General features: G+C 64.2%; 16 protein-coding genes. 15 read left to right on the top strand and 1 reads right to left on the bottom strand.

From position 1 onward, the window contains the following. The 15 genes from iscA to D5125_05135 all read left to right on the top strand — a co-directional run bounded on the left by iscA (position 1) and on the right by D5125_05135 (position 16,780). Positions 1 to 324: an iron-sulfur cluster assembly protein IscA gene (gene iscA, locus D5125_05205; protein QFY88921.1), complete on the top strand. Its 324-nt coding sequence runs from the start codon at positions 1 to 3 to the stop codon at positions 322 to 324. Between the two features lie 60 nt (positions 325 to 384). Next, a complete protein-coding gene (gene hscB / locus D5125_05200; GenBank protein QFY88920.1) occupies positions 385 to 927 on the top strand; it encodes a Fe-S protein assembly co-chaperone HscB in 543 nt (180 codons plus the stop codon). Between the two features lie 236 nt (positions 928 to 1,163). Continuing rightward, positions 1,164 to 3,035, top strand: a complete 1,872-nt coding sequence (gene hscA, locus D5125_05195; GenBank protein QFY88919.1) for a Fe-S protein assembly chaperone HscA — start codon at positions 1,164 to 1,166, stop codon at positions 3,033 to 3,035. A 184-nt stretch (positions 3,036 to 3,219) separates the two neighbouring features. Further along, positions 3,220 to 3,558, top strand: coding sequence for an ISC system 2Fe-2S type ferredoxin (fdx, locus tag D5125_05190; GenBank protein QFY88918.1), 339 nt, complete (start codon positions 3,220 to 3,222; stop codon positions 3,556 to 3,558). Between the two features lie 117 nt (positions 3,559 to 3,675). Beyond that, positions 3,676 to 3,876 carry a Fe-S cluster assembly protein IscX gene (iscX, locus tag D5125_05185; GenBank protein ID QFY88917.1) on the top strand — a complete coding sequence of 67 codons (201 nt, stop codon included), beginning with the start codon at positions 3,676 to 3,678 and terminating at the stop codon, positions 3,874 to 3,876. Positions 3,877 to 4,188: 312 nt separating this feature from the next. Beyond that, positions 4,189 to 5,433, top strand: a complete 1,245-nt coding sequence (locus D5125_05180) for a DUF1015 domain-containing protein (GenBank protein QFY88916.1) — start codon at positions 4,189 to 4,191, stop codon at positions 5,431 to 5,433. 100 nt (positions 5,434 to 5,533) lie between these two features. Beyond that, a complete protein-coding gene (locus tag D5125_05175; protein QFY91062.1) occupies positions 5,534 to 7,648 on the top strand; it encodes a bifunctional (p)ppGpp synthetase/guanosine-3',5'-bis(diphosphate) 3'-pyrophosphohydrolase in 2,115 nt (704 codons plus the stop codon). A gap of 305 nt (positions 7,649 to 7,953) precedes the next feature. Beyond that, positions 7,954 to 9,048 (top strand): 23S rRNA (adenine(2503)-C(2))-methyltransferase RlmN, encoded by a 1,095-nt coding sequence (gene rlmN, locus D5125_05170; GenBank protein ID QFY88915.1) that lies wholly within the window; start codon positions 7,954 to 7,956, stop codon positions 9,046 to 9,048. Beyond that, complete coding sequence (gene pilW, locus D5125_05165; GenBank protein ID QFY88914.1) at positions 9,045 to 9,833, top strand: type IV pilus biogenesis/stability protein PilW; 789 nt, start codon at positions 9,045 to 9,047, stop codon at positions 9,831 to 9,833. Before rlmN ends, pilW begins: the two co-directional genes overlap by 4 nt. Further along, entirely contained in the window at positions 9,830 to 11,230 is a 1,401-nt protein-coding gene (locus D5125_05160; GenBank protein QFY88913.1) for a DUF4115 domain-containing protein, read from the top strand. Before pilW ends, D5125_05160 begins: the two co-directional genes overlap by 4 nt. An 11-nt stretch (positions 11,231 to 11,241) precedes the next feature. Beyond that, positions 11,242 to 12,519 (top strand): histidine--tRNA ligase, encoded by a 1,278-nt coding sequence (hisS, locus tag D5125_05155; GenBank protein QFY88912.1) that lies wholly within the window; start codon positions 11,242 to 11,244, stop codon positions 12,517 to 12,519. 184 nt (positions 12,520 to 12,703) lie between these two features. After that, positions 12,704 to 13,333: a tetratricopeptide repeat protein gene (locus D5125_05150; GenBank protein QFY88911.1), complete on the top strand. Its 630-nt coding sequence runs from the start codon at positions 12,704 to 12,706 to the stop codon at positions 13,331 to 13,333. Next, a complete protein-coding gene (gene bamB, locus D5125_05145; protein ID QFY88910.1) occupies positions 13,330 to 14,517 on the top strand; it encodes an outer membrane protein assembly factor BamB in 1,188 nt (395 codons plus the stop codon). The genes D5125_05150 and bamB overlap by 4 nt, the downstream gene beginning before the upstream one ends. Before the next feature lie 5 nt (positions 14,518 to 14,522). After that, entirely contained in the window at positions 14,523 to 15,914 is a 1,392-nt protein-coding gene (gene der / locus D5125_05140) for a ribosome biogenesis GTPase Der (GenBank protein ID QFY88909.1), read from the top strand. A gap of 2 nt (positions 15,915 to 15,916) precedes the next feature. Then, positions 15,917 to 16,780 (top strand): DUF3108 domain-containing protein, encoded by an 864-nt coding sequence (locus tag D5125_05135; GenBank protein ID QFY88908.1) that lies wholly within the window; start codon positions 15,917 to 15,919, stop codon positions 16,778 to 16,780. Positions 16,781 to 16,992: 212 nt separating this feature from the next. On the opposite strand, the gene D5125_05130 is transcribed toward D5125_05135, so the two are convergent. Beyond that, on the bottom strand, positions 16,993 to 18,210 hold the full coding sequence (locus D5125_05130) for an SPOR domain-containing protein (GenBank protein QFY88907.1): 1,218 nt from the start codon (positions 18,208 to 18,210) through the stop codon (positions 16,993 to 16,995). Between the last annotated feature and the right edge of the window lie 146 nt (positions 18,211 to 18,356).

The raw sequence follows: 18,356 nt of genomic DNA, 5'->3' as shown, positions 1-18,356 counted from the left end.
ATGGCGATTACCCTCACCGAAGCGGCCGCCCGGCACGTCAGTAACTACCTGGAAAAACGCGGCAAGGGCATAGGCCTGCGCCTGGGGGTGAAGACCTCCGGCTGCTCCGGCCTGGCCTATGTGCTTGAGTTTGCCGATCAGACCGAGGATGAGGACCTGGTGTTCGAAGACAAGGGCCTCAAGGTGGTCATAGACCCCAAGAGCCTGGTCTATCTGGACGGCACCGAGGTGGACTTTGTCCGCGAGGGCCTCAACGAAGGCTTCAAATTCAACAACCCCAATGTGCAGAACCAGTGTGGCTGTGGCGAGAGCTTTCATGTCTGAACCAAGGCCGCTGGGCCGGGAAAGCGGGCCCTGGCCCGCTTTCTTTTGTCTGTGAACAAGATGCTGGATTTCGGCAAGAATTATTTTGAGCTGTTTGGCCTGCCCCAGGTCTATAGGCTGGATCAGCAGGCCCTGGCCGAGCGCTATCGGGAACTGCAGCGCGTCACCCACCCGGACCGCCACGCCGCTGCCGATGATCGGCAAAGACGCCTGGCGGTGCAGGCCGCAGCCCAGGTCAACGCCGCCTACGAGACCCTGAAAGACCCCATGCTGCGCGCCCGCTACCTGCTCGCCCTGCTCGGGGTGGAGATGGCCGAGCAGGGCGAAAGCACCCAGGACGGTGCCTTTTTGATGGAGCAGATGGAGATGCGCGAGGAACTGGAAGCCGCCAAGGCCGCTGCCGACCCCTACGCGGTCACCGCCGATCTTGCCAGTCGGATCGAACAGCAGACCAATAGCCTGATTGCGCGCATGGCCATGTACTTTGAAACGGCCAGTACCGAGCAACTGGAGCAGGCACGGGAGATCGTGCGCAAGATGCAGTTCCTGCAAAAACTCGCCCAGGAAGTGGACCGGGTCGAAAGGGAACTGGATGAATTGTGATTTTTGAAATGCAGGGGACGCAGAGAATGCTGAGAAGCGCAGAGTACGCAGAGTTTTTTAGTGAGTTAGGGTGAGAGGCTCGATGTGCCTGCTGCACTAATCACCAAGGAAGGCGGAAGGGTTGCTGGGAGTTACTGTTTTCAACTCTGCGCTCTCCGCGCTTCTTTGCGTTCTCTGCGTCCTGACTGAGTGCGTCCTAGCTGGGCGTCCCAACTGACCGAATGAGATAAGACCTGATGGCATTGTTACAGATTGCGGAGCCTGGCCAGTCCATGGCACCGCATCAGCATAAACTGGCTGCGGGTATCGACCTGGGCACCACCAACTCACTGGTCGCCTCGGTGCGCAGCGGCGAGGCGGCGACCCTGGCCGATGCCCAGGGCCGACACCTGCTGCCCTCGGTGGTGCACTATGCCGCCGATGGCCTGCGGCTGGGTGAGGAGGCCAAGGCCCTGGCCCTGGCCGACCCGCTCAACACCATTGCCTCGATCAAGCGCCTGATGGGGCGGGCGGTGACTGACCTCAAGACCCTCGGCGATGCCCTGCCGCACGATTTTGACCTCAGCGGCAGGGTGCCGCGCATCCGTACCCCGCGCGGCGCGGTCACGGCGGTGGAGGTGTCGGCGGAGATCCTGCGGGTACTCGCCCAGCGCGCGGAAGAAACCCTCGGCGGGCCGCTCACCGGCGTGGTGGTGACGGTGCCGGCCTATTTTGACGATGCCCAGCGTCAGGCCACCAAGGATGCCGCACGGCTGGCCGGTCTCAATGTCTTTCGCCTGCTCAACGAGCCCACTGCGGCGGCCATTGCCTATGGCCTGGATCGTGGCTCGGAGGGGGTACACGCGGTCTATGACCTGGGCGGCGGCACCTTTGACATCTCCATCCTGCGCCTCAATCGCGGCGTGTTCGAGGTCATGGCCACCGGCGGTGACTCGGCCCTGGGCGGGGACGACTTCGACCACGCCCTGGCGCAGTGGATCATGGCCCAGGCCGGCCTGGGGCGCGAGCTGGACGCGGCCATGCAGCGCCAGCTCATCCGCCTGGCCAATCAGGCCAAGGAACAGCTCAGTGGGCAAGATAGCGTGGATATCCAGTTTCAGCTGCCCTCCGGCGAGCCCTGGCAGGGCCAGCTCAGCCGGGAGCAATTCAATCAAATCATTGACCCTCTGATCAGCAAGACCCTGGCCGCCTGTCGCCGGGCCCTGCGTGATGCCGGGGTAGGGGTAAACCAAGTGGAAGAAGTGGTCATGGTCGGCGGATCGACCCGGGTACCCAGGGTGCGTGAGCGCGTCGGCGAGCTGTTTCAGACCGAGCCCCTGGTGGATATAGACCCGGACCGGGTGGTGGCCATAGGCGCGGCGATCCAGGCCGATGTGCTGGCCGGTAACAAGCCCGATGGCGAGATGCTGCTGTTGGATGTGCTGCCCCTGTCGCTGGGCATAGAGACCATGGGCGGCCTGGTGGAGCGCATCATCGCCCGCAATACCACTATCCCCGTGGCCCGTGCCCAGGAATTCACCACCTTCAAGGACGGCCAGACCGCCCTGGCGGTGCATGTGGTCCAGGGCGAGCGGGATCTGGTCAGCGACTGCCGCTCCCTGGCCCGCTTCGAGCTGCGCGGCATCCCGCCCATGGTGGCGGGTGCTGCGCGTATCCGCGTCACCTTCGAGGTGGACGCCGACGGCCTGCTCCAGGTCACCGCCCGGGAAGAGACCAGCGGCGTCGCCGCCAGTGTCGAGGTCAAGCCCTCCTACGGCCTGACCGACAGCGAGATCGAGGGCATGCTCAAGGACTCCATCAGCCACGCCGAGCAGGACATGGCCGCCCGCCGCCTGCGCGAAGAGCAGGTAGAGGCCGAGCGGGTGGTCGAGGCGCTGAACGCCGCCCTGCGCCAGGATGGCGAGAGCCTGCTCAACGCCGCCGAGCGCGAGCAGGTGCAGGCCGCCCTGCAGGGCCTGGTGCGGCAGCTGAGCAGTCAGGACTACCAAGGCATCAAGCAGGCCCGCGAGGCCCTGGAGCGTGACTGTGAGTTCTACGTCGAGCGGCGCATGAACAGCAGCGTGCGCCAGGCCATGGCCGGCCAGCGGCTGGAAGATTTTGAACACTAGCCATAGCTAGGTTGACGCCAGAGAGCTGAAAAACCGGATCGCAAAGAACGCAACGGGTTACAAAGTTTGCATATGCGTAGCACGGACACAGCCCAGCCTAATCCGGGATTGGTAAGTAGTGCATTGATTTCTCTCTGTGTGCTCTGTGGCTAAATGCGCTTTTTAGGTTAACCGGGAGGTACCCATGCCCCAGATCATCATCCTGCCCCACGAAGAACTCTGCCCGGACGGGGCCGTGCTCGATGCCGAAAGCGGCGAAACCATCATCGACGCTGCCCTGCGTAACGATGTCCACATCGAACACGCCTGCGAGATGTCCTGCGCCTGTACCACCTGCCACGTCATAGTGCGCGAGGGCTTCGACTCCCTGGCCGAATCCGACGAGACCGAAGACGACCTGCTGGACAAGGCCTGGGGCCTGGAACCGGAATCCCGCCTCAGCTGTCAGGCCAAGGTGGGCAAGCAAGACCTAGTGATCGAGATTCCCAAATACACCATCAACATGGTGTCGGAAAGCCATTGATTGAATTTGATCGGGACTCGGGACTCGGTCTCTCGATGTGGTCCGAATGCAGAGCGGCGTATATTCCGGCGCTTCGAGTCCCGAGTCCCGAGTCCCGTAATTTAAGAGGTAAGCGCAATGAAATGGACCCATAGTCTGGAAATCGCCCTGGCCCTGGACGAGGCACGCCCCGAGGTGGACCCGCGCCGGATCAACTTCGTCGATCTACGCGAATGGGTGCTGGAGCTGGACGAATTCGACGACGACCCCGACCGCTCCGGCGAGAAGATCCTGGAGGCGATACAAATGGCCTGGATTGAAGAGAAAGACGAGGAATGAAGGAGATAGAAGTTAAGTGTCCTAGAATCTTAGTGTCTTAGTGGTTTAGATAATCCTATATTCCTCAGTTAAGCCACAGAGACACAGAGATCACAGAGTTGTTTCAAAGAGTTACCTATCAGACTGGGCTCACCTAGAAGGTGTTGAATGTTCGCTTTCCAACACATTGATTTTTCTCTGTGCGCTCTGTGGCTCTGTGGCCAAATGCTCTTTTTAGGATAATTGTTTGAGTAGGCGCTTAACCACTAGGACACTAAACTGCTAACTACTAAAATTCTAAAAACTATCTTCTTGCCTTAATTCGGAGACCCCATGCCCCTGATCATCCCCTTTCGTGGCCTGCGTCCGGCCCCTGGTCGCGCCGCCGAGGTCGCCGCCCCTCCCTATGATGTGATGAACGCCGCCGAGGCCCGCGCCATGGTCGAGGGCAGGCCCTGGAGCTTTCTGCACATCTCCCGCCCCGAGGTGGACCTGGCCGAGGGCATAGACCCCTACGCCCCCGAGGTCTATGCCAAGGCGGCGCAGAACCTGCAGCATCAGATCGATCAGGGCATGCTGGTGCGTGATGCCCGGTCGGCCTATTACGTCTATCGCCTGACCATGGGCGAACACCAGCAGACCGGCCTGGTGGCGGCGGCCTCGGTGGCGGCCTATGACGCGAATCGGATCAAGAAGCACGAATTCACCCGTCCGGCCAAAGAGGATGACCGGGTGCGCCAGATCGACGCCCTCAACGCCCAGACCGGGCCGGTGTTTCTGGTCTATCCGAGTCAGGCGGAGGTGGATGGCATTCTCCTCGCCACCACCCAGACCCCGGCCGAGGTCGATATCACCGCTGCCGATGGCGTGCGCCATGAGCTCTGGGTATTGGATGACGAGGCCCTGCTCGATCGTCTCACCACCGCCTTCGATAACATGGATGCCCTCTATGTGGCCGACGGCCACCACCGCTCTGCCGCCGCCTCACGCATTGCCGCCAGCCGTGCTGCGGCCAATCCGGTGCACAGCGGTGCCGAGCCCTACAGCTACTTCCTCAGCGTCATCTTCCCCCACAACCAGATGCAGATTCTCGACTACAACCGGGTGGTGCGGGATCTCAACGGCCACAGCGAGGCCGAGCTGTTGGAAAAGATCCAGGCCGCCTTCAGCCTCAGCCCCAGCGATAGCCCGGTCAAACCCAGCCGACCGGCCGAGTTCGGCATGTACCTGGGCAGGTCCTGGTATAGACTCAACCTCAAGCCCGAGCTGATCCCCGTGGATGACCCGGTGGCGCGGCTGGACGTCAGTCTGCTCGCGGCCAATCTGATCCAGCCCCTGCTCGGTATCTCCGACCCGCGCCGGGATGAGCGCATCGACTTTGTCGGCGGTATCCGTGGCCTTGCTGGTCTGCAGGCGCGGGTGGATAGCGGCGAGATGCAGCTGGCCTTCTCCCTGTTCCCCACCGGCATGGAAGACCTGATGGCGGTGGCCGACGCCGGCGAGGTGATGCCGCCCAAATCGACCTGGTTCGAGCCCAAGCTGGCGGACGGCCTGGTCAGTCATGTATTGGATGGCTAACTGAGTGGTCAGCGCCACTGCTCGTCTGCCGGAGCAAGCCCAGCTGGATGGGGAGGCGATAAACGACTGGATTCTGCTGCTGCAGCGGGAGCGTGGTGGTATGCCCCTGGCGCTGTTGCGTAAGGCCTGCGCCCTGGCTGCCGAGGTGGAGCATCAGGTCCTGCACAACGCCCTGGCGGTGGCGGATGTGCTGCACGATCTGGAAATGGACGACGAAACCCTGGCCGCGGCGGTGCTGCATCTGACCCACCAGGCCCCGCCGGCGGAGGCCCTGGAGGCCGAGTACAGCAAGGCGGTGGCAGACATGCTGGCCGACCTGGAGAAGATCGGGGCCCTGGCCGAGTTGCACGTCGGCATGAGCCTGGAGGGGGTGGAGGAGCACACGGAAAACCTGCGCCGCATGTTGCTCACCATCGCCGAGGACGTGCGCGTGGTGGTCATCATCCTCGCCGAGCGCCTGCACTGGCTGCGTCTGCTCAAACAGGCGGATAGCGAAACCCAGCGTCTGGCAGCGCTGGAAACCCGCGACCTGCACGCCCCCCTGGCCAATCGTCTGGGCATCTGGCGGGTCAAGTGGGAGCTGGAGGACTTCATCCTGCGCTATCTGGAACCGGCCGAGTACCAGCGCATCGCCAAGAGCCTGGACGGCCGCCGCGCCGAGCGCGAGGGCTACATCCAGGACGTGATCGACCTGCTCGCCGCCAAGTGCGCCGAGGCGGGCATAGCCGCCGAGATCGCCGGTCGGCCCAAGCACATCTACAGCATCTGGAAGAAGATGAAGCGCAAGCAGTGCGACATCGACGGCATCTTCGACCTGCTGGCGGTGCGGGTGGTGGTGGATACGGTGGCCGAGTGCTACATGGTGCTCGGCTTCGTACACGGCTTCTGGCGCTACATCCCGGGCGAGTTCGACGACTACATCGCCACCCCCAAGGGCAACATGTACCGCTCCCTGCACACGGCGGTGATCGGCCCGGAAGACAAGCCGCTGGAGGTGCAGATCCGTACCCATGAGATGCACGAACATGCCGAGCGCGGTGTTGCCGCCCACTGGGCCTACAAGGAAAACCGTGGCCCGGACGCCGAGTTCCAGCGCCGCCTGCTGTGGATGCGCCACTGGCTGGAGCTGAAGGAAGAGGCCGCCGAGAGCGACTTCATCGAGCGCTTCAAGAGCGAATTCGAGCCCGAACAGGTCTATGTGCTCACCCCCCAGGGCAAGGTGATCGAGCTGCCCAGCGGGGCCACGCCGCTGGACTTCGCCTACGCCATCCACTCCGACGTGGGTCATCGCTGTCGCGGTGCCAAGGTGGATGGGCGCATCGTTACCCTGACCCAGGCGCTGCAAAGCGGCGTCACCGTCGAGGTGCTCACGGTCAAGGAAGGCGGTCCCAGCCGTGACTGGCTCTCGCCTCATCTCGGCTATCTGAAGACCTCGCGGGCGCGCAACCGGGTGCGCCAATGGTTCCGCCAGCAGGACTACGACCAGCACCTGGCCATCGGCAAGGCCAGCCTGGAGCGGGAGATCGAACGCCTCGGCCTGGAACGCCTGGATCTGCATCAAATAGCCCAGAGATTCAACTTCAAGAAGGGCGATGACCTGCTCGCCGCCATCGGCAGCGGCGAGGTCTCGCCGGTACAGGTGGCCAACAGCCTGGGCAAGCGGGTCAAGCCAGGGCAGCGGACGCCGAGCCAGGAGCCGACCGAGATCCCGCCCCGGATGGGGGCACGCAGGCCCGGACGCCGAGGCAAGGCGGCCAAGCTTAGCAGCGCCGTGGTGCTGGAAGGGGTGGGAGATCTGATGTACAGCATGGCCCGCTGCTGCAAGCCGGTGCCCTATGACCCTATCACCGGCTTCATCACCCGTGGCCGTGGCGTCACCGTGCACCGCGATGATTGCACGGTGCTGCGCAAGCTTGCCGAGGACGACGCCAGCCGTCTGATCCGCGCCGACTGGAGCGAGCAGGAGGCCAGTGAACTCTACCCGGTGGACATACTGGTCAGCGCCGGCGACCGCCGAGGCCTGCTGCGGGATATCTCCAGCATCCTCTCCAACGAGGACGTGGATGTGCTCGGCGTGGCCAGTCAAAGCAATCGTAAAAGGGATCTGGCGGAATTCCGCTTCACCGTCGAGGTCGGCGGCATGGGCCAGCTCAGCCGGGTGCTGGACAAGATCGCCCAGCTGCCGGACGTGATGGCGGTACGGCGAAGGGTTTGATCGATGCGGGTTTGGGGTCCCCTGGATGATCGGCAATGGCCAAGGCCGTTTTACACTAATCCATCCCCAACGGACATGGAGCGGACAGCGCCACCCCGGAACATGAAACATCTCTTGGCGGCTCCGGGACTCGGGACTCGCGAGTTGCCACGGATGTTTCACAGTAATGCCCATGGGGCGCTCAGCGCCACCCCGGCCAGACCGCAATGGCTACAAAACAGCGGCATTTCTCAATCCCCCTCTCCTGGGGTAAACTTGCCCGTCCTATGACCTGATCCCCGGCGAGCCGTCTGATTCCCCAACCCATGGCAATTACAGAAAAAACCAATCTGATGGACCTTGACCGCAAGGGCATGGAGCAGTTTGTCCAGTCGCTGGGGCACAAGCCCTTTCATGGGCGCAATCTGATTAAATGGATTCACAAGCACGGCGTCACCGAGTTTGACGCCATGACCGACCTCAGCCTGCGACTGCGCGAGACCCTCAAGCAGCAGGCGGAGATTCGCGTTCCCCAAGTGGTCACCGACCAGGCCGCCAGCGACGGCACCCACAAATACGTGCTGGAGGTGGATAGCCACAACCGCATCGAGTGCGTGCATATCCCTGAAGAGAACCGCAATACCCTGTGCATCAGCTCCCAGGTGGGCTGTGCCCTGGAGTGCAGCTTCTGCTCCACCGCCCGCCAGGGCTTCAATCGTAATCTCACCAGTGGCGAGATCATCGGCCAGCTCTGGACCCTGATCCACGGCCTCGGCAAGCCGGTGAGCAATGTGGTGATGATGGGCATGGGCGAGCCCCTGGCCAATCTGGACAAGGTCGTCAGCGCCATGGATATCATGCAGGATACCCTCTGCTACAGTCTGTCCAAGCACAAGATCACCATCAGCACTGCGGGCATAGTCCCGGCCCTGAAACGCCTGGATGGGCTGAGCGATATCTGTTTGGCGGTCTCCCTGCATGCGCCGACCAACGCACTGCGCGACCAGCTGGTGCCGATCAACCAAAAATACCCCCTGGAGCAGCTGATCCCCGCCTGCAAGGACTTCATCGAGGGCGACAAACGGCGCAAGGTGACCTGGGAATACGTCATGCTCGATGGCGTCAACGACAGCGATCAACAGGCCCGCCAGCTGATTCGCCTGCTCGCCGGGGTGCCGTCCAAGCTCAACCTGATCCCCTTCAACCCCTTTCCCGGTTCCAGCTATCACTGCTCATCGCCGGAGCGCATCGAGCGCTTCCGCCAGATCCTGATGAAGGCCGGCATCTTCGCCATGACTCGCAAGACGCGGGGCGAGGACATAGACGCCGCCTGCGGCCAGCTGGTGGGCAAGGTCCGGGACAAGAGCCGTCGCGCCCTGCCGGTGACCGCGCCCAATCCCTGGCTGGAGGGTCGGGTATGATCCGCCCTGTATGGTCCCTGCTCCTGCTGCTGCCCCTGCTCAGTGCCTGCGTCGCCAATCAGCCAAAGGCGGTGGACGACCAGACCGGTCAGGCCGGAAGGGCAAGCAAGCCGAGCGATGGACGGGCCGAAATCTACACCAATCTAGCGGTGTCCTACCTGCGTGAAAACCGTTTGGATATCGCCCTGCAGGAGGGCAAAAAGGCCATAGCCGCCGACCCCGACAACGCCAATGCGCAGAATGTGATGGGCCTGATCTATCAGCGCCTGGGTCAGAACGCACTGGCGGAGAAGCATTTCAAGCGCGCCATCGCCATTGACGGGCATAACTTCTACGCATTGAACGCCTACGGCAGCTTCCTGTGCCAGTTGCGCCGCTTCGATCAGGCCCTGGCGCAGTTCGATCAGGCCGTAAAAAACCCGCTCAACCGCAGCCGCGAGGTGGCCCTGGCCAATGCCGGCATCTGCGCCTACGGGGCCGGCGACAAGGACAAGGCCGACATCTATCTGCGCAGCGCCCTGAGCAACAACAGCCGCCATGCCCCGGCCTTGGCGCAGATGGCGGAACTCAACTACGACCGTGGTGACTACCAGGCCGCGCGGGATTACCTGTTGCGCTATGAACAGGTGGCGCAGCACAACCCCAAGACCCTCTGGGCCGGGGTGCGCATCCACCAGCGCCTGGGTCAGGCCAAGGCGCAAAAGGCCTATGCCGACAAGCTGCGCAAGGCGTTCCCCGATGCCATCCAGGTAAGGATGTTGCGTGACCTGGAAAAAGGCTCATGATTGAACCCCGCCCCCCCAAAGAATCCCTGACCTCGGCGCGGCGCGGCCCGGGCGAGCGCATCAAGGCCGCCCGCATCAAGGCCGGGCAGGATATCGAATGGGTCGCCGCCCAGCTGCGCCTGCGCAAGTCCGTGATCGAGGCGCTGGAGCGCAACGATTACGACAACCTGCCGCCGCCGGTATTCATCAAGGGCTATCTGCGCACCTACTCGGATATCCTCGGCCTGCCACAGCAGGAGATCCTCAAGGAATACCACGACTCCGTGGCACCACGGGGGCCGGAGTTGGCTTCTGCCAAGGCGGACGGGGTGGCGGATGCAGGCAAGGGCAGGGAGCAGGATCAGGCCCCGATCGAGATCGAACCCAAGACCAAGAGCAAATCCAGCCCTGGCACCACTTCTGCCCCAGCACCTGCGGCAGGTTCCGACCTGGCCCCGGCACAGGTTGCGCCCAAGCCCAAGGTCGAGTCGCCTGCTGTCCCGGCCCAGACACCCGCAGGGGCCAAGGCGGAGCGGGCCGGATCAGGCCCCGCATCGGCGGATGGCCCGCCCCAAAAGAGCCCGGCCAGCAAAAAGGATGTGGCCAGTACCAGCAGCCCGTCCACTTCGGGCATGGGTAAGCGCCCGGATAGTGTACTGGATACCATAGAGAAGCCACCTCTGGCCCAGTCTGAAGGCCCCATCAGCCTGAAGCCTTTTGGCCTGAGATCTGGAGGCAAGGAGGGTCGGGCGCAGACCCGAATGGAGGCTCAGACAGGACAGGGCAGGGGCAGGTCCAGGCTGGCGTGGCCAAGACTGCCGTCGCGTGCCCGGTTGCTGCGCTGGGGCCTGTCCCTGCTGGCGGTGTTGCTGATCGGCCTGCTGCTCTACTGGGGCATAGGTCAGCTGGGTAAGATCCGCATCCGCTCGCCCGAGGCGGTAATGCAGAATCTGAAGAGCCAGTGGTCGCGCCTGTTTGGCGAGCCAACCACCCCGGCCATCCCCGCCCCCCAGGGCTATCAGGCCCCCTCGGCCCCGGCCCCGCTGTCGCTACCGCCGGCGCGGCCCCTGTCTGAGGATGCCCAGTTGCTTGAGCCCTCCGGCCTGACCGCATCCCTGTACGAGCCCGAGCCGGTGGAGGAGATGACCGCTGCGGAAGCGGTGGTGGATGAGGCTGGGCCACCCCAGGTGCGACTGGAGATGCAGGGCAGCAGCTGGGTCGAGGTGGAGGACGCCAGCGGCGAATACCGCCTGGTGGGTGAGCTGAAAAAGGGCGAGGTGCATGACTTTGGCGGCGTGCCGCCCTACCGGGTGCTGTTTGGCCGCAGCAATATGGTGCAGCTGTACGTCGATGGCCAGCCCTATGATTTCTCTCGGCTGCAGCAGGGCGCGGTGGCCCGCTTCAGCCTCAATCCCTGATCCCTACAGCCATGTCGAAACAGATCAAGGCCATCCGAGGCATGCACGACCTGTTGCCGGAAGACGCCCCACTGTGGCGTTTTCTCGAAGACGGCGTGCGTGCCGTGCTGGATAGCTACGCCTATCAGGAGATGCGCCTGCCGGTGGTGGAGATGACCGCCCTGTTCAAGCGCGCCATCGGTGACGTTACCGACATCGTCGAGAAGGAGATGTACAGCTTCGCCGACCGCAACGGCGACAGCCTGACCCTGCGCCCCGAGGGCACCGCCGGTTGCGTGCGCGCCTGTCTGGAAAACGGCCTGCTGCACAACCAGACCCAGCGGGTCTGGTACAAGGGCCCCATGTTCCGTCACGAACGGCCGCAGAAGGGACGCTACCGCCAGTTCTATCAGATTGGCGTGGAGACCTTTGGCCTGGAAGGCCCGGACATCGACCTGGAGACCCTGCTTATCTGCCAGCGCATCTGGCGGACGCTGGGGCTGGACCATCTCCAGTTGCAGATCAACAGCCTGGGCGATGCCGAGGAGCGCGCTGCCTACCGGCAGCTACTCCAGGCCTATCTGCGCCAGCACCAGGGGCGGCTGGACGAAGACAGCCAACGGCGGCTGGAGACCAATCCCCTGCGCGTGCTGGACAGCAAGAACCCGGAGATGACGGAACTGATCGCCGCAGCGCCGGTTCTGATGGACCATCTGGGGGCGGCCAGCCGGGCCCATTTTGATCAGCTTTGCCAAGGGCTTGAGGCCAATGGCATCGCCTACCAGATCAACCCCCGCCTGGTGCGTGGTCTGGACTACTACAACCGCACGGTTTACGAATGGGTCACGGATCGGCTCGGTGCCCAGGGCACGGTCTGCGCCGGCGGCCGTTACGATGGCCTGGTGCAACAGCTCGGTGGCCGCGCCACTCCAGCGGTGGGCTTTGCCATGGGCAGCGAGCGTCTGATTACCCTGTTGCAGGAGCAGGGCAGCGGGGGTACCGAGCTGAGTCCGCACCTGTACATGGTGCTGGTGGGCGAGGCCGCCGACGGCACCGGCATGGCCCTGGCCGAGCGGCTGCGCGATAGGCTGCCCTGGCTCAGGTTGCAGGTCAACTGCGCGGGCGGCAGCTTCAAGAGTCAGTTCAAGCGGGCCGACAAGAGCGGTGCCCGCTACGCCCTGATCCTGGGTGATGACGAATGGGCGGCAGGCAGGCTGGCGCTCAAGCCCCTGCGCGAAGCGGGCGAACAGCGCAGCCTGAACCAGGTCGAGCTGGTGGAGTTTCTGACCGGGCTTTTGGCCCCTGACTGATGGGACGCATAGAACGCTAAGGAGCGCAAAGGACGCAGAGAAGAATGGATGGGGCGGGAGGGCTGTAATGGCCGGGATGCCCCAGCGTGAGGCTGGGCCTCCCCGGATTCCGCTTTGCTCCATCCGGGCTACACTCCGCTGACGGCTGGCCGCTGACCGCTAATTTAAACTACGAGGAGATTCCGTGGCATACGAGACAGACGAACAACAGGCCGAAGCCCTCAAGCAATGGTGGGCGGAGAATGGCAAGCAGGTGATCTTTGGCATCGTCATCGGCCTGGTGGGGGTATTCGGCTGGCGCGGCTGGCAGGAGCACCGGGCCGATGTCAACGCCAGCGCGGCCCAGGCGCTGGGGCAGATGCTAGAGATCAGCGGCCAGGGCGAAACGGATCAGGCCCTGGTGCAGGGGCAGAAGATCATCGATGAATACGCCAATACCCTCTATGCCGATCTGGCCAGCCTCAACCTGGCCGCGGCCCTGGTCGGCCGGGGCGAGGAGGCCGCCGCCCTGGCCCATCTGCAGCGGGTGATCGAGCAGCGGCGCGACCCGGCCCTGACCGACCTGGCCCGGCTGCGCCTGGCCCGATTGCTGTTGAGCCTGGAGCGGGCGGAGGAGGCCCGTGCCCTGCTGGATAGCATCGGCAAGGCCTATGCCGCCGAGGTGGAGTCCATTCGGGGCGATATCGCCCTGGCCGCTGGCGACCTAGAGGCCGCCCGACAGGCCTATGAACGCGCCCTGGCGGAGGGCCTGGCCGATACCGATATGATCCGTCTCAAGCTGGATGACCTGGCCGGGACCCAGGCCAGTCAATGAACATGAGTCGGGCCTTGCCTGTGTTCAGATCCCTGGCCCTGCTGGCGCTATCGGCACTGCTGGCAGGCTGCGTCTCGGTCAACCCCATGCGCTGGTTTGATAGCGAGAAACCGGCCACGCCACCGGCGGCCCTGACCGAGGTGGCCAATCAGATCCAGCCTCGGGTGCTGTGGCAGGCCAACATCGGCGGCGGTGCCGATGACAAGCTGCTCAAGCTGGAACCGGCGATCCACGATGGCCGCGTCTATCTGGCCAACGCCCAGGGCCAGGTAGAGGCGCGCAATGCCGCCAACGGTGCCCTGCACTGGCGGCTGGACACCAACAGCCCCGCCTCCGGCGGCCCCGGCGCGGGCGAGGGCCTGGTGGTGATCGGCACGCACAAGGCCGAGGTCATCGCCCTGGATGCGGCCAAGGGCACCAAGCGCTGGCAGGCCAGGGTCAGTAGCGAGGTGCTCTCGGTGCCGCGCATCGGCCGGGGTCTGGTGGTGGTACACACCCTGGACGGCAAGCTGGTTGCCCTGGATGCCGCCAGCGGCGAACAGCGCTGGCAGTACGGTCACGAGGTTCCCGTGCTCAGCCTGCGCGGCAACAGCTCACCGGTGATCCACGACGGCAGCGTCATCTGTGGCTTCGCCAACGGCAAGCTGGCCTCGCTGGATCTGGCCTCGGGCAATCTCAACTGGGAGGTCAGCGTGGGCATAGCAAGCGGCCGCACCGAGCTGGACCGGATGACCGATATAGACGCCGACCCCCTGGTGCTGGGGGACCGCATCTACGTGGTCACCTTCCAGGGCGATCTGGCGGCGCTCTCGGTCAGCGATGGTGCCGTGCTCTGGCGGCAGAAACTGTCTTCCTATTCCGGCCTGGGTGGCGATGGCCACCAACTCTACGTCACCGATGCCCAGGATCAGGTACGCGCCTTCGATCCGCAAAGCTCCAATCACCTGTGGAAGCAGAGCAAGATGCAATACCGCCGCCTCAGCGCCCCGACCCCCTTCGGCGGCTATGTGGTGGCCGGGGATTATCAGGGCTATCTGCACTGGCTCAGGCCCGAGGATGGCAGCCTGGTGGCCCGTACCCGGCTGGGCAGCTCGGCCATCACCGCCCGCCCCAAGGTGCGGGATAACCGGCTCTATGTCTATGGCGATGGCGGCGATTTTGCCGTCATCGGCCTGGGGAACTGAGGCCCATGCTGCCGGTCATCGCCCTGGTGGGCCGCCCCAATGTGGGTAAATCGACCCTGTTCAACCGCCTTACCCGCAGCCGCGATGCCCTGGTGGCGGACCTGCCGGGTCTGACCCGGGATCGCCAGTACGGCATCGGCAAGATGGGGGCCTTCCCCTATGTGCTGGTGGATACCGGCGGTATCAGCGGCGAGGCGGAGGGGATAGACCCTCTGATGGAGCGCCAGGTCCGCCTGGCCATCGAGCAGGCGGACCACGTCCTCCTGCTGGCCGATGCCCGGGCCGGCTGCACCCCAGGTGACCTGGGCATAGTCGATAGCCTGCGCCGGTTGGGCAAGGCGGTCACCCTGGTGGTGAACAAGTCCGATGGCATGGATACGGATGTCGCCGGGCTGGAGTTCCACGGCCTGGGCCTGGGCGAGCCGGTGGCCATAGCCGCCAGCCAGGGGCGCGGGGTGCGCTCGCTGATCGACCGGGTGCTGGAGGGCCTGACCGAACCGCAAGGGGATGAGCCGTCGGCCAGCGAGGAAGGCATCAAGATCGCCGTGGTGGGGCGGCCCAACGTGGGCAAATCGACCCTGGTCAATCGCCTGCTGGGCGAGGAGCGGGTGGTCGCCTTCGACCAGCCCGGCACCACCAGAGACAGCATATTCATCCCCTTCCAGCGCGAAGGCAAGGCCTACACCCTGATCGACACCGCCGGCGTGCGGCGCCGTGCCAGGGTCAGCGAGGCGGTAGAGAAGTTCAGCATCATCAAGACCCTGCAGGCGATAGAAACGGCCAATGTGGTGATCCTGGTGCTGGATGCGCGGGATGGGGTAACCGAACAGGACGCCACCCTGGCCGGCCACATCATCGATAGCGGCCGCGCCCTGGTGGTGGCGGTGAACAAGTGGGATGGCATGGGTCATCAGGAGCGTGATCAGGTCAAGGCCGCCCTGCAACGCAAGCTGCCCTTTCTGGACTTTGCCGCCTGGCGCTACATCTCCGCCCTGCACGGCAGCGGGGTGGGGCATCTGCCGGGCCTGGTGGACGAGGCCTACCGCAACGCGGTACGCGACCTGGCCACCCCGGAGCTGACCCGGCTGCTGGAGCAGGCGGTGTTCGACCACCAGCCGCCGCTGGTGCACGGCCGCCGCATCAAGCTGCGCTATGCCCATCAGGGCGGTCGCAATCCGCCCGTGATCGTCATCCACGGCAACCAGACCGAGGCCCTGCCGGACGCCTATAGACGCTACCTGAACAACTACTTTCGCCAGGCCCTGCAGATTCGCGGCACCCCTATCCGGCTGGAACTGAAGACCGGAGAGAACCCCTTTGCCGGGCGCAAGAACACCCTGACCCCGCGCCAGGTACACAAGAAGAAGCGGCTGGCGCGCTTCGTCAAAAGGAAGTAGTCATGCCCCGCCCCTGGCTCGTGCTGCTGTGCGCTCTCAGCCTGGGCCAGGCCTGGGGGCAGGACTACGAATACCTGGAGTTCGGTATCGGCTACCGGGGCTCCTTCTCCTCCAACAAGGAGATCCAGATAGCCCGGGCGGTATGGAGCGCCAGGCCCGCCGTGGCGCAGCAGCAGGGCGAGCTGAGCCTGAGGCTGAGCAGCGAGGACCACGCCAAGCTGGAATCCCTGTTCCCTCTGCGCCTGTGTCACAAGGCCAGCTACAGCCCCAAGCAACGCCGCACCCTGGGCTTTCACAGCTTCTTGCGCGTCGGCCGCGAGCTGGAATCGATCAAGGTAAAATTCAATTGGCAGGACATGAGCCTGCGCCGGGAGCAGGCCCAGGCGGAGATGCACAATGCCCGCAGCGATCCCTTTGACCTCATGGGCGGGGTGGTGCGCGCCCCCATCCGCTGGAAGCGCCGCAGCAGTACCGAGAAGCTGAGCCAGGTCATGCTCGATCGTCTCTCCATGCTGCAGCATCTGCGCAAGATGCGCCTGAGCCAGGGCCTGGTGATCAACGTGCCGGTAAGCGATGGCGAGCGGGAGCTGGAATACTGGGCCAGCATCGCCGAAGAGAACCTGCCGGGCATCATGGGCAAGACCTGGCCTGCCTTTCGGATCACCTTCGAGACCTTTGACCTGCACCCGGATAAGGACCGTCCGATACACCCGCCGGTGGACGTCTGGATCAGTCGCGACAACCGCCGCCTGCCCCTGCGCCTGCTCGGCAATTACCCCTTCGGCCGCATCGACGCCCGCCTCACCCGCATCGCCAAAAGCCGCAGCCACAAGGTGGACTGCTGGGAATGGGCGGGGTTTCGCTGATTCTGAAATCCAGAATGATCGGCACGCCCAGGAAGCAAAGTCAGCGGATTACCCAGCAGGAGTTTCTGACCACGCAGCCACAGGGCATACAGAGGTTGGCATGGCGGCGGGCGTGGCCCGCCCTATGCCTCATCCCATCCGGGGCAAGGGGTGGCCGTCTCGCCCCATGATCGTTTGCTTCTGACAGATCAGCCTCTACCTCCTGCCCGACTTCAGGGTGCCCTGCCCACCCAGGCGCGGCTCAGGCCGGGCTTGTCCTTTACCTTGTTGACATAGCGCTTTGCCGCCGTGGCGTTGGCAAAGCCCTCGACGTAGAGGCGGTACCAGGTCTTGCCTTTGACCTGGACCTGGCGTTTCTTCGGGAAGATGCCGTGGCCCTGCAACTGCTTGAGGATGCGCGAGGCATCCCGGTCGGAGTTGAACGAGGCGAGATTGGCCACCCACAGCCCCTGACCGCCGACATCGCTGGGCGGGGCGGGCTCCGCTGCCGCCGTGCCCGGCCGCGCGGCCTGGGGCTGCTCGCCTGGTGGGGGGGCGGATGAGGGTACTGAGCCCGTCGGGCCGGGCGGGGCGCCGGTCTGCGGGCCGAGGATCCGCACCGCGCTGGGGTCGGTGGAGGCGGTCGCCTGGCTTGGTGGCGGATCGGTGGAGAGCTTGTTCAGGCGGTCGCTGAACTCGCTGCGCAGGGCCTCCTGTTGCTGCTCGAATCGGCCCTGATTGCTCTCCATGCGTTGCTCCAGGCGGCCAAGCTTGCTGCCCAGCCCCTTGAGTTCCTGGCCGATGGTCTTCAGTTGGGCGGCGGTATCGTCCTTGCGGGTCTCCTCCAGGAGCTGCTCCAGGCGCGTATCCAGGTCCTTGAGGTGGCTGGCATCCGTGTCCTGCTGGGCCTGGATCTGCGTCAGTTTCTTGTCGTTCTGTACCACCACCGCCTCCAGTTCGGTCAGCCTGGGGTCTGGCGGCGGGTTTTCCAGCTGGCTGCCGAGGGCCTCGATCTGGGCCCCGGTCTCTCTGTTCTGAAAGGTGGCAAAGCCGGCCACGGAGATGCCCAGCAGGGCCAGCACCAGGGCGGCTATGGTCAGTATGCCGCCGTCGTTCGCGTCTTTATCCATCACCAATTCCTCGTCGAGAAGCAGCAGGGGGTCGTCGTCATCCAGAGCGCTGTCTGGCCCCTGCTGTTGTGTATCTGTTATCGGGTCGGCCGACGGTGCGGCCGTTTGCTGTTGCGCCTGCAAGGTCTCGGCAAAGCTTGCCGTTGCCCCCAGGTCCGGTTCGTCATAGTCCAGGCCCCGGCCGCTGGGCGGCAGCGACGGGGCGTCATCCAACAGGTCAATGACGTCGTCGTCCAAACCCAGGTCGGCCTCGCTGTCCAGGTCCAACTCGCCGGCATCATCGGCCAGTTTCCGGGTTATTTCGTCCAACTCGTCGTCCATAGTCCTGTCTGTCTGCTTAGGGGCATGGGTGGGTATGATTTGTGCTAAGTTTTTGCAATGCCATCATGGGGTCGGTTTTTTGTCCTGAGAATCCTATTCTATTTCGGCCAATACCGGTTTGAATTGAGCAGAAATTATGCCATTGT

The sequence above is a fragment of the gamma proteobacterium SS-5 genome (genome assembly GCA_009497875.2).
Lineage (GTDB): Bacteria > Pseudomonadota > Gammaproteobacteria > Chromatiales > Chromatiaceae > Magnetovirga > Magnetovirga frankeli.
Note: the sequence above shows the minus strand (reverse complement) of the source record. Positions and strands in the feature narration are given on the sequence as shown.

Excerpts from the sequence above, each read along its gene's own strand:
- iscA (QFY88921.1), top strand. The coding sequence starts at position 1 with ATGGCGATTACCCTCACCGAAGCGGCCGCCCGGCACGTCAGTAACTAC.
- hscB (QFY88920.1), top strand. The coding sequence starts at position 385 with ATGCTGGATTTCGGCAAGAATTATTTTGAGCTGTTTGGCCTGCCCCAG.
- hscA (QFY88919.1), top strand. The coding sequence starts at position 1,164 with ATGGCATTGTTACAGATTGCGGAGCCTGGCCAGTCCATGGCACCGCAT.
- fdx (QFY88918.1), top strand. The coding sequence starts at position 3,220 with ATGCCCCAGATCATCATCCTGCCCCACGAAGAACTCTGCCCGGACGGG.
- iscX (QFY88917.1), top strand. The coding sequence starts at position 3,676 with ATGAAATGGACCCATAGTCTGGAAATCGCCCTGGCCCTGGACGAGGCA.
- D5125_05180 (QFY88916.1), top strand. The coding sequence starts at position 4,189 with ATGCCCCTGATCATCCCCTTTCGTGGCCTGCGTCCGGCCCCTGGTCGC.
- D5125_05175 (QFY91062.1), top strand. The coding sequence starts at position 5,534 with ATGCCCCTGGCGCTGTTGCGTAAGGCCTGCGCCCTGGCTGCCGAGGTG.
- rlmN (QFY88915.1), top strand. The coding sequence starts at position 7,954 with ATGGCAATTACAGAAAAAACCAATCTGATGGACCTTGACCGCAAGGGC.
- pilW (QFY88914.1), top strand. The coding sequence starts at position 9,045 with ATGATCCGCCCTGTATGGTCCCTGCTCCTGCTGCTGCCCCTGCTCAGT.
- D5125_05160 (QFY88913.1), top strand. The coding sequence starts at position 9,830 with ATGATTGAACCCCGCCCCCCCAAAGAATCCCTGACCTCGGCGCGGCGC.
- hisS (QFY88912.1), top strand. The coding sequence starts at position 11,242 with ATGTCGAAACAGATCAAGGCCATCCGAGGCATGCACGACCTGTTGCCG.
- bamB (QFY88910.1), top strand. The coding sequence starts at position 13,330 with ATGAACATGAGTCGGGCCTTGCCTGTGTTCAGATCCCTGGCCCTGCTG.
- der (QFY88909.1), top strand. The coding sequence starts at position 14,523 with ATGCTGCCGGTCATCGCCCTGGTGGGCCGCCCCAATGTGGGTAAATCG.
- D5125_05135 (QFY88908.1), top strand. The coding sequence starts at position 15,917 with ATGCCCCGCCCCTGGCTCGTGCTGCTGTGCGCTCTCAGCCTGGGCCAG.
- D5125_05130 (QFY88907.1), bottom strand. The coding sequence starts at position 18,210 with ATGGACGACGAGTTGGACGAAATAACCCGGAAACTGGCCGATGATGCC.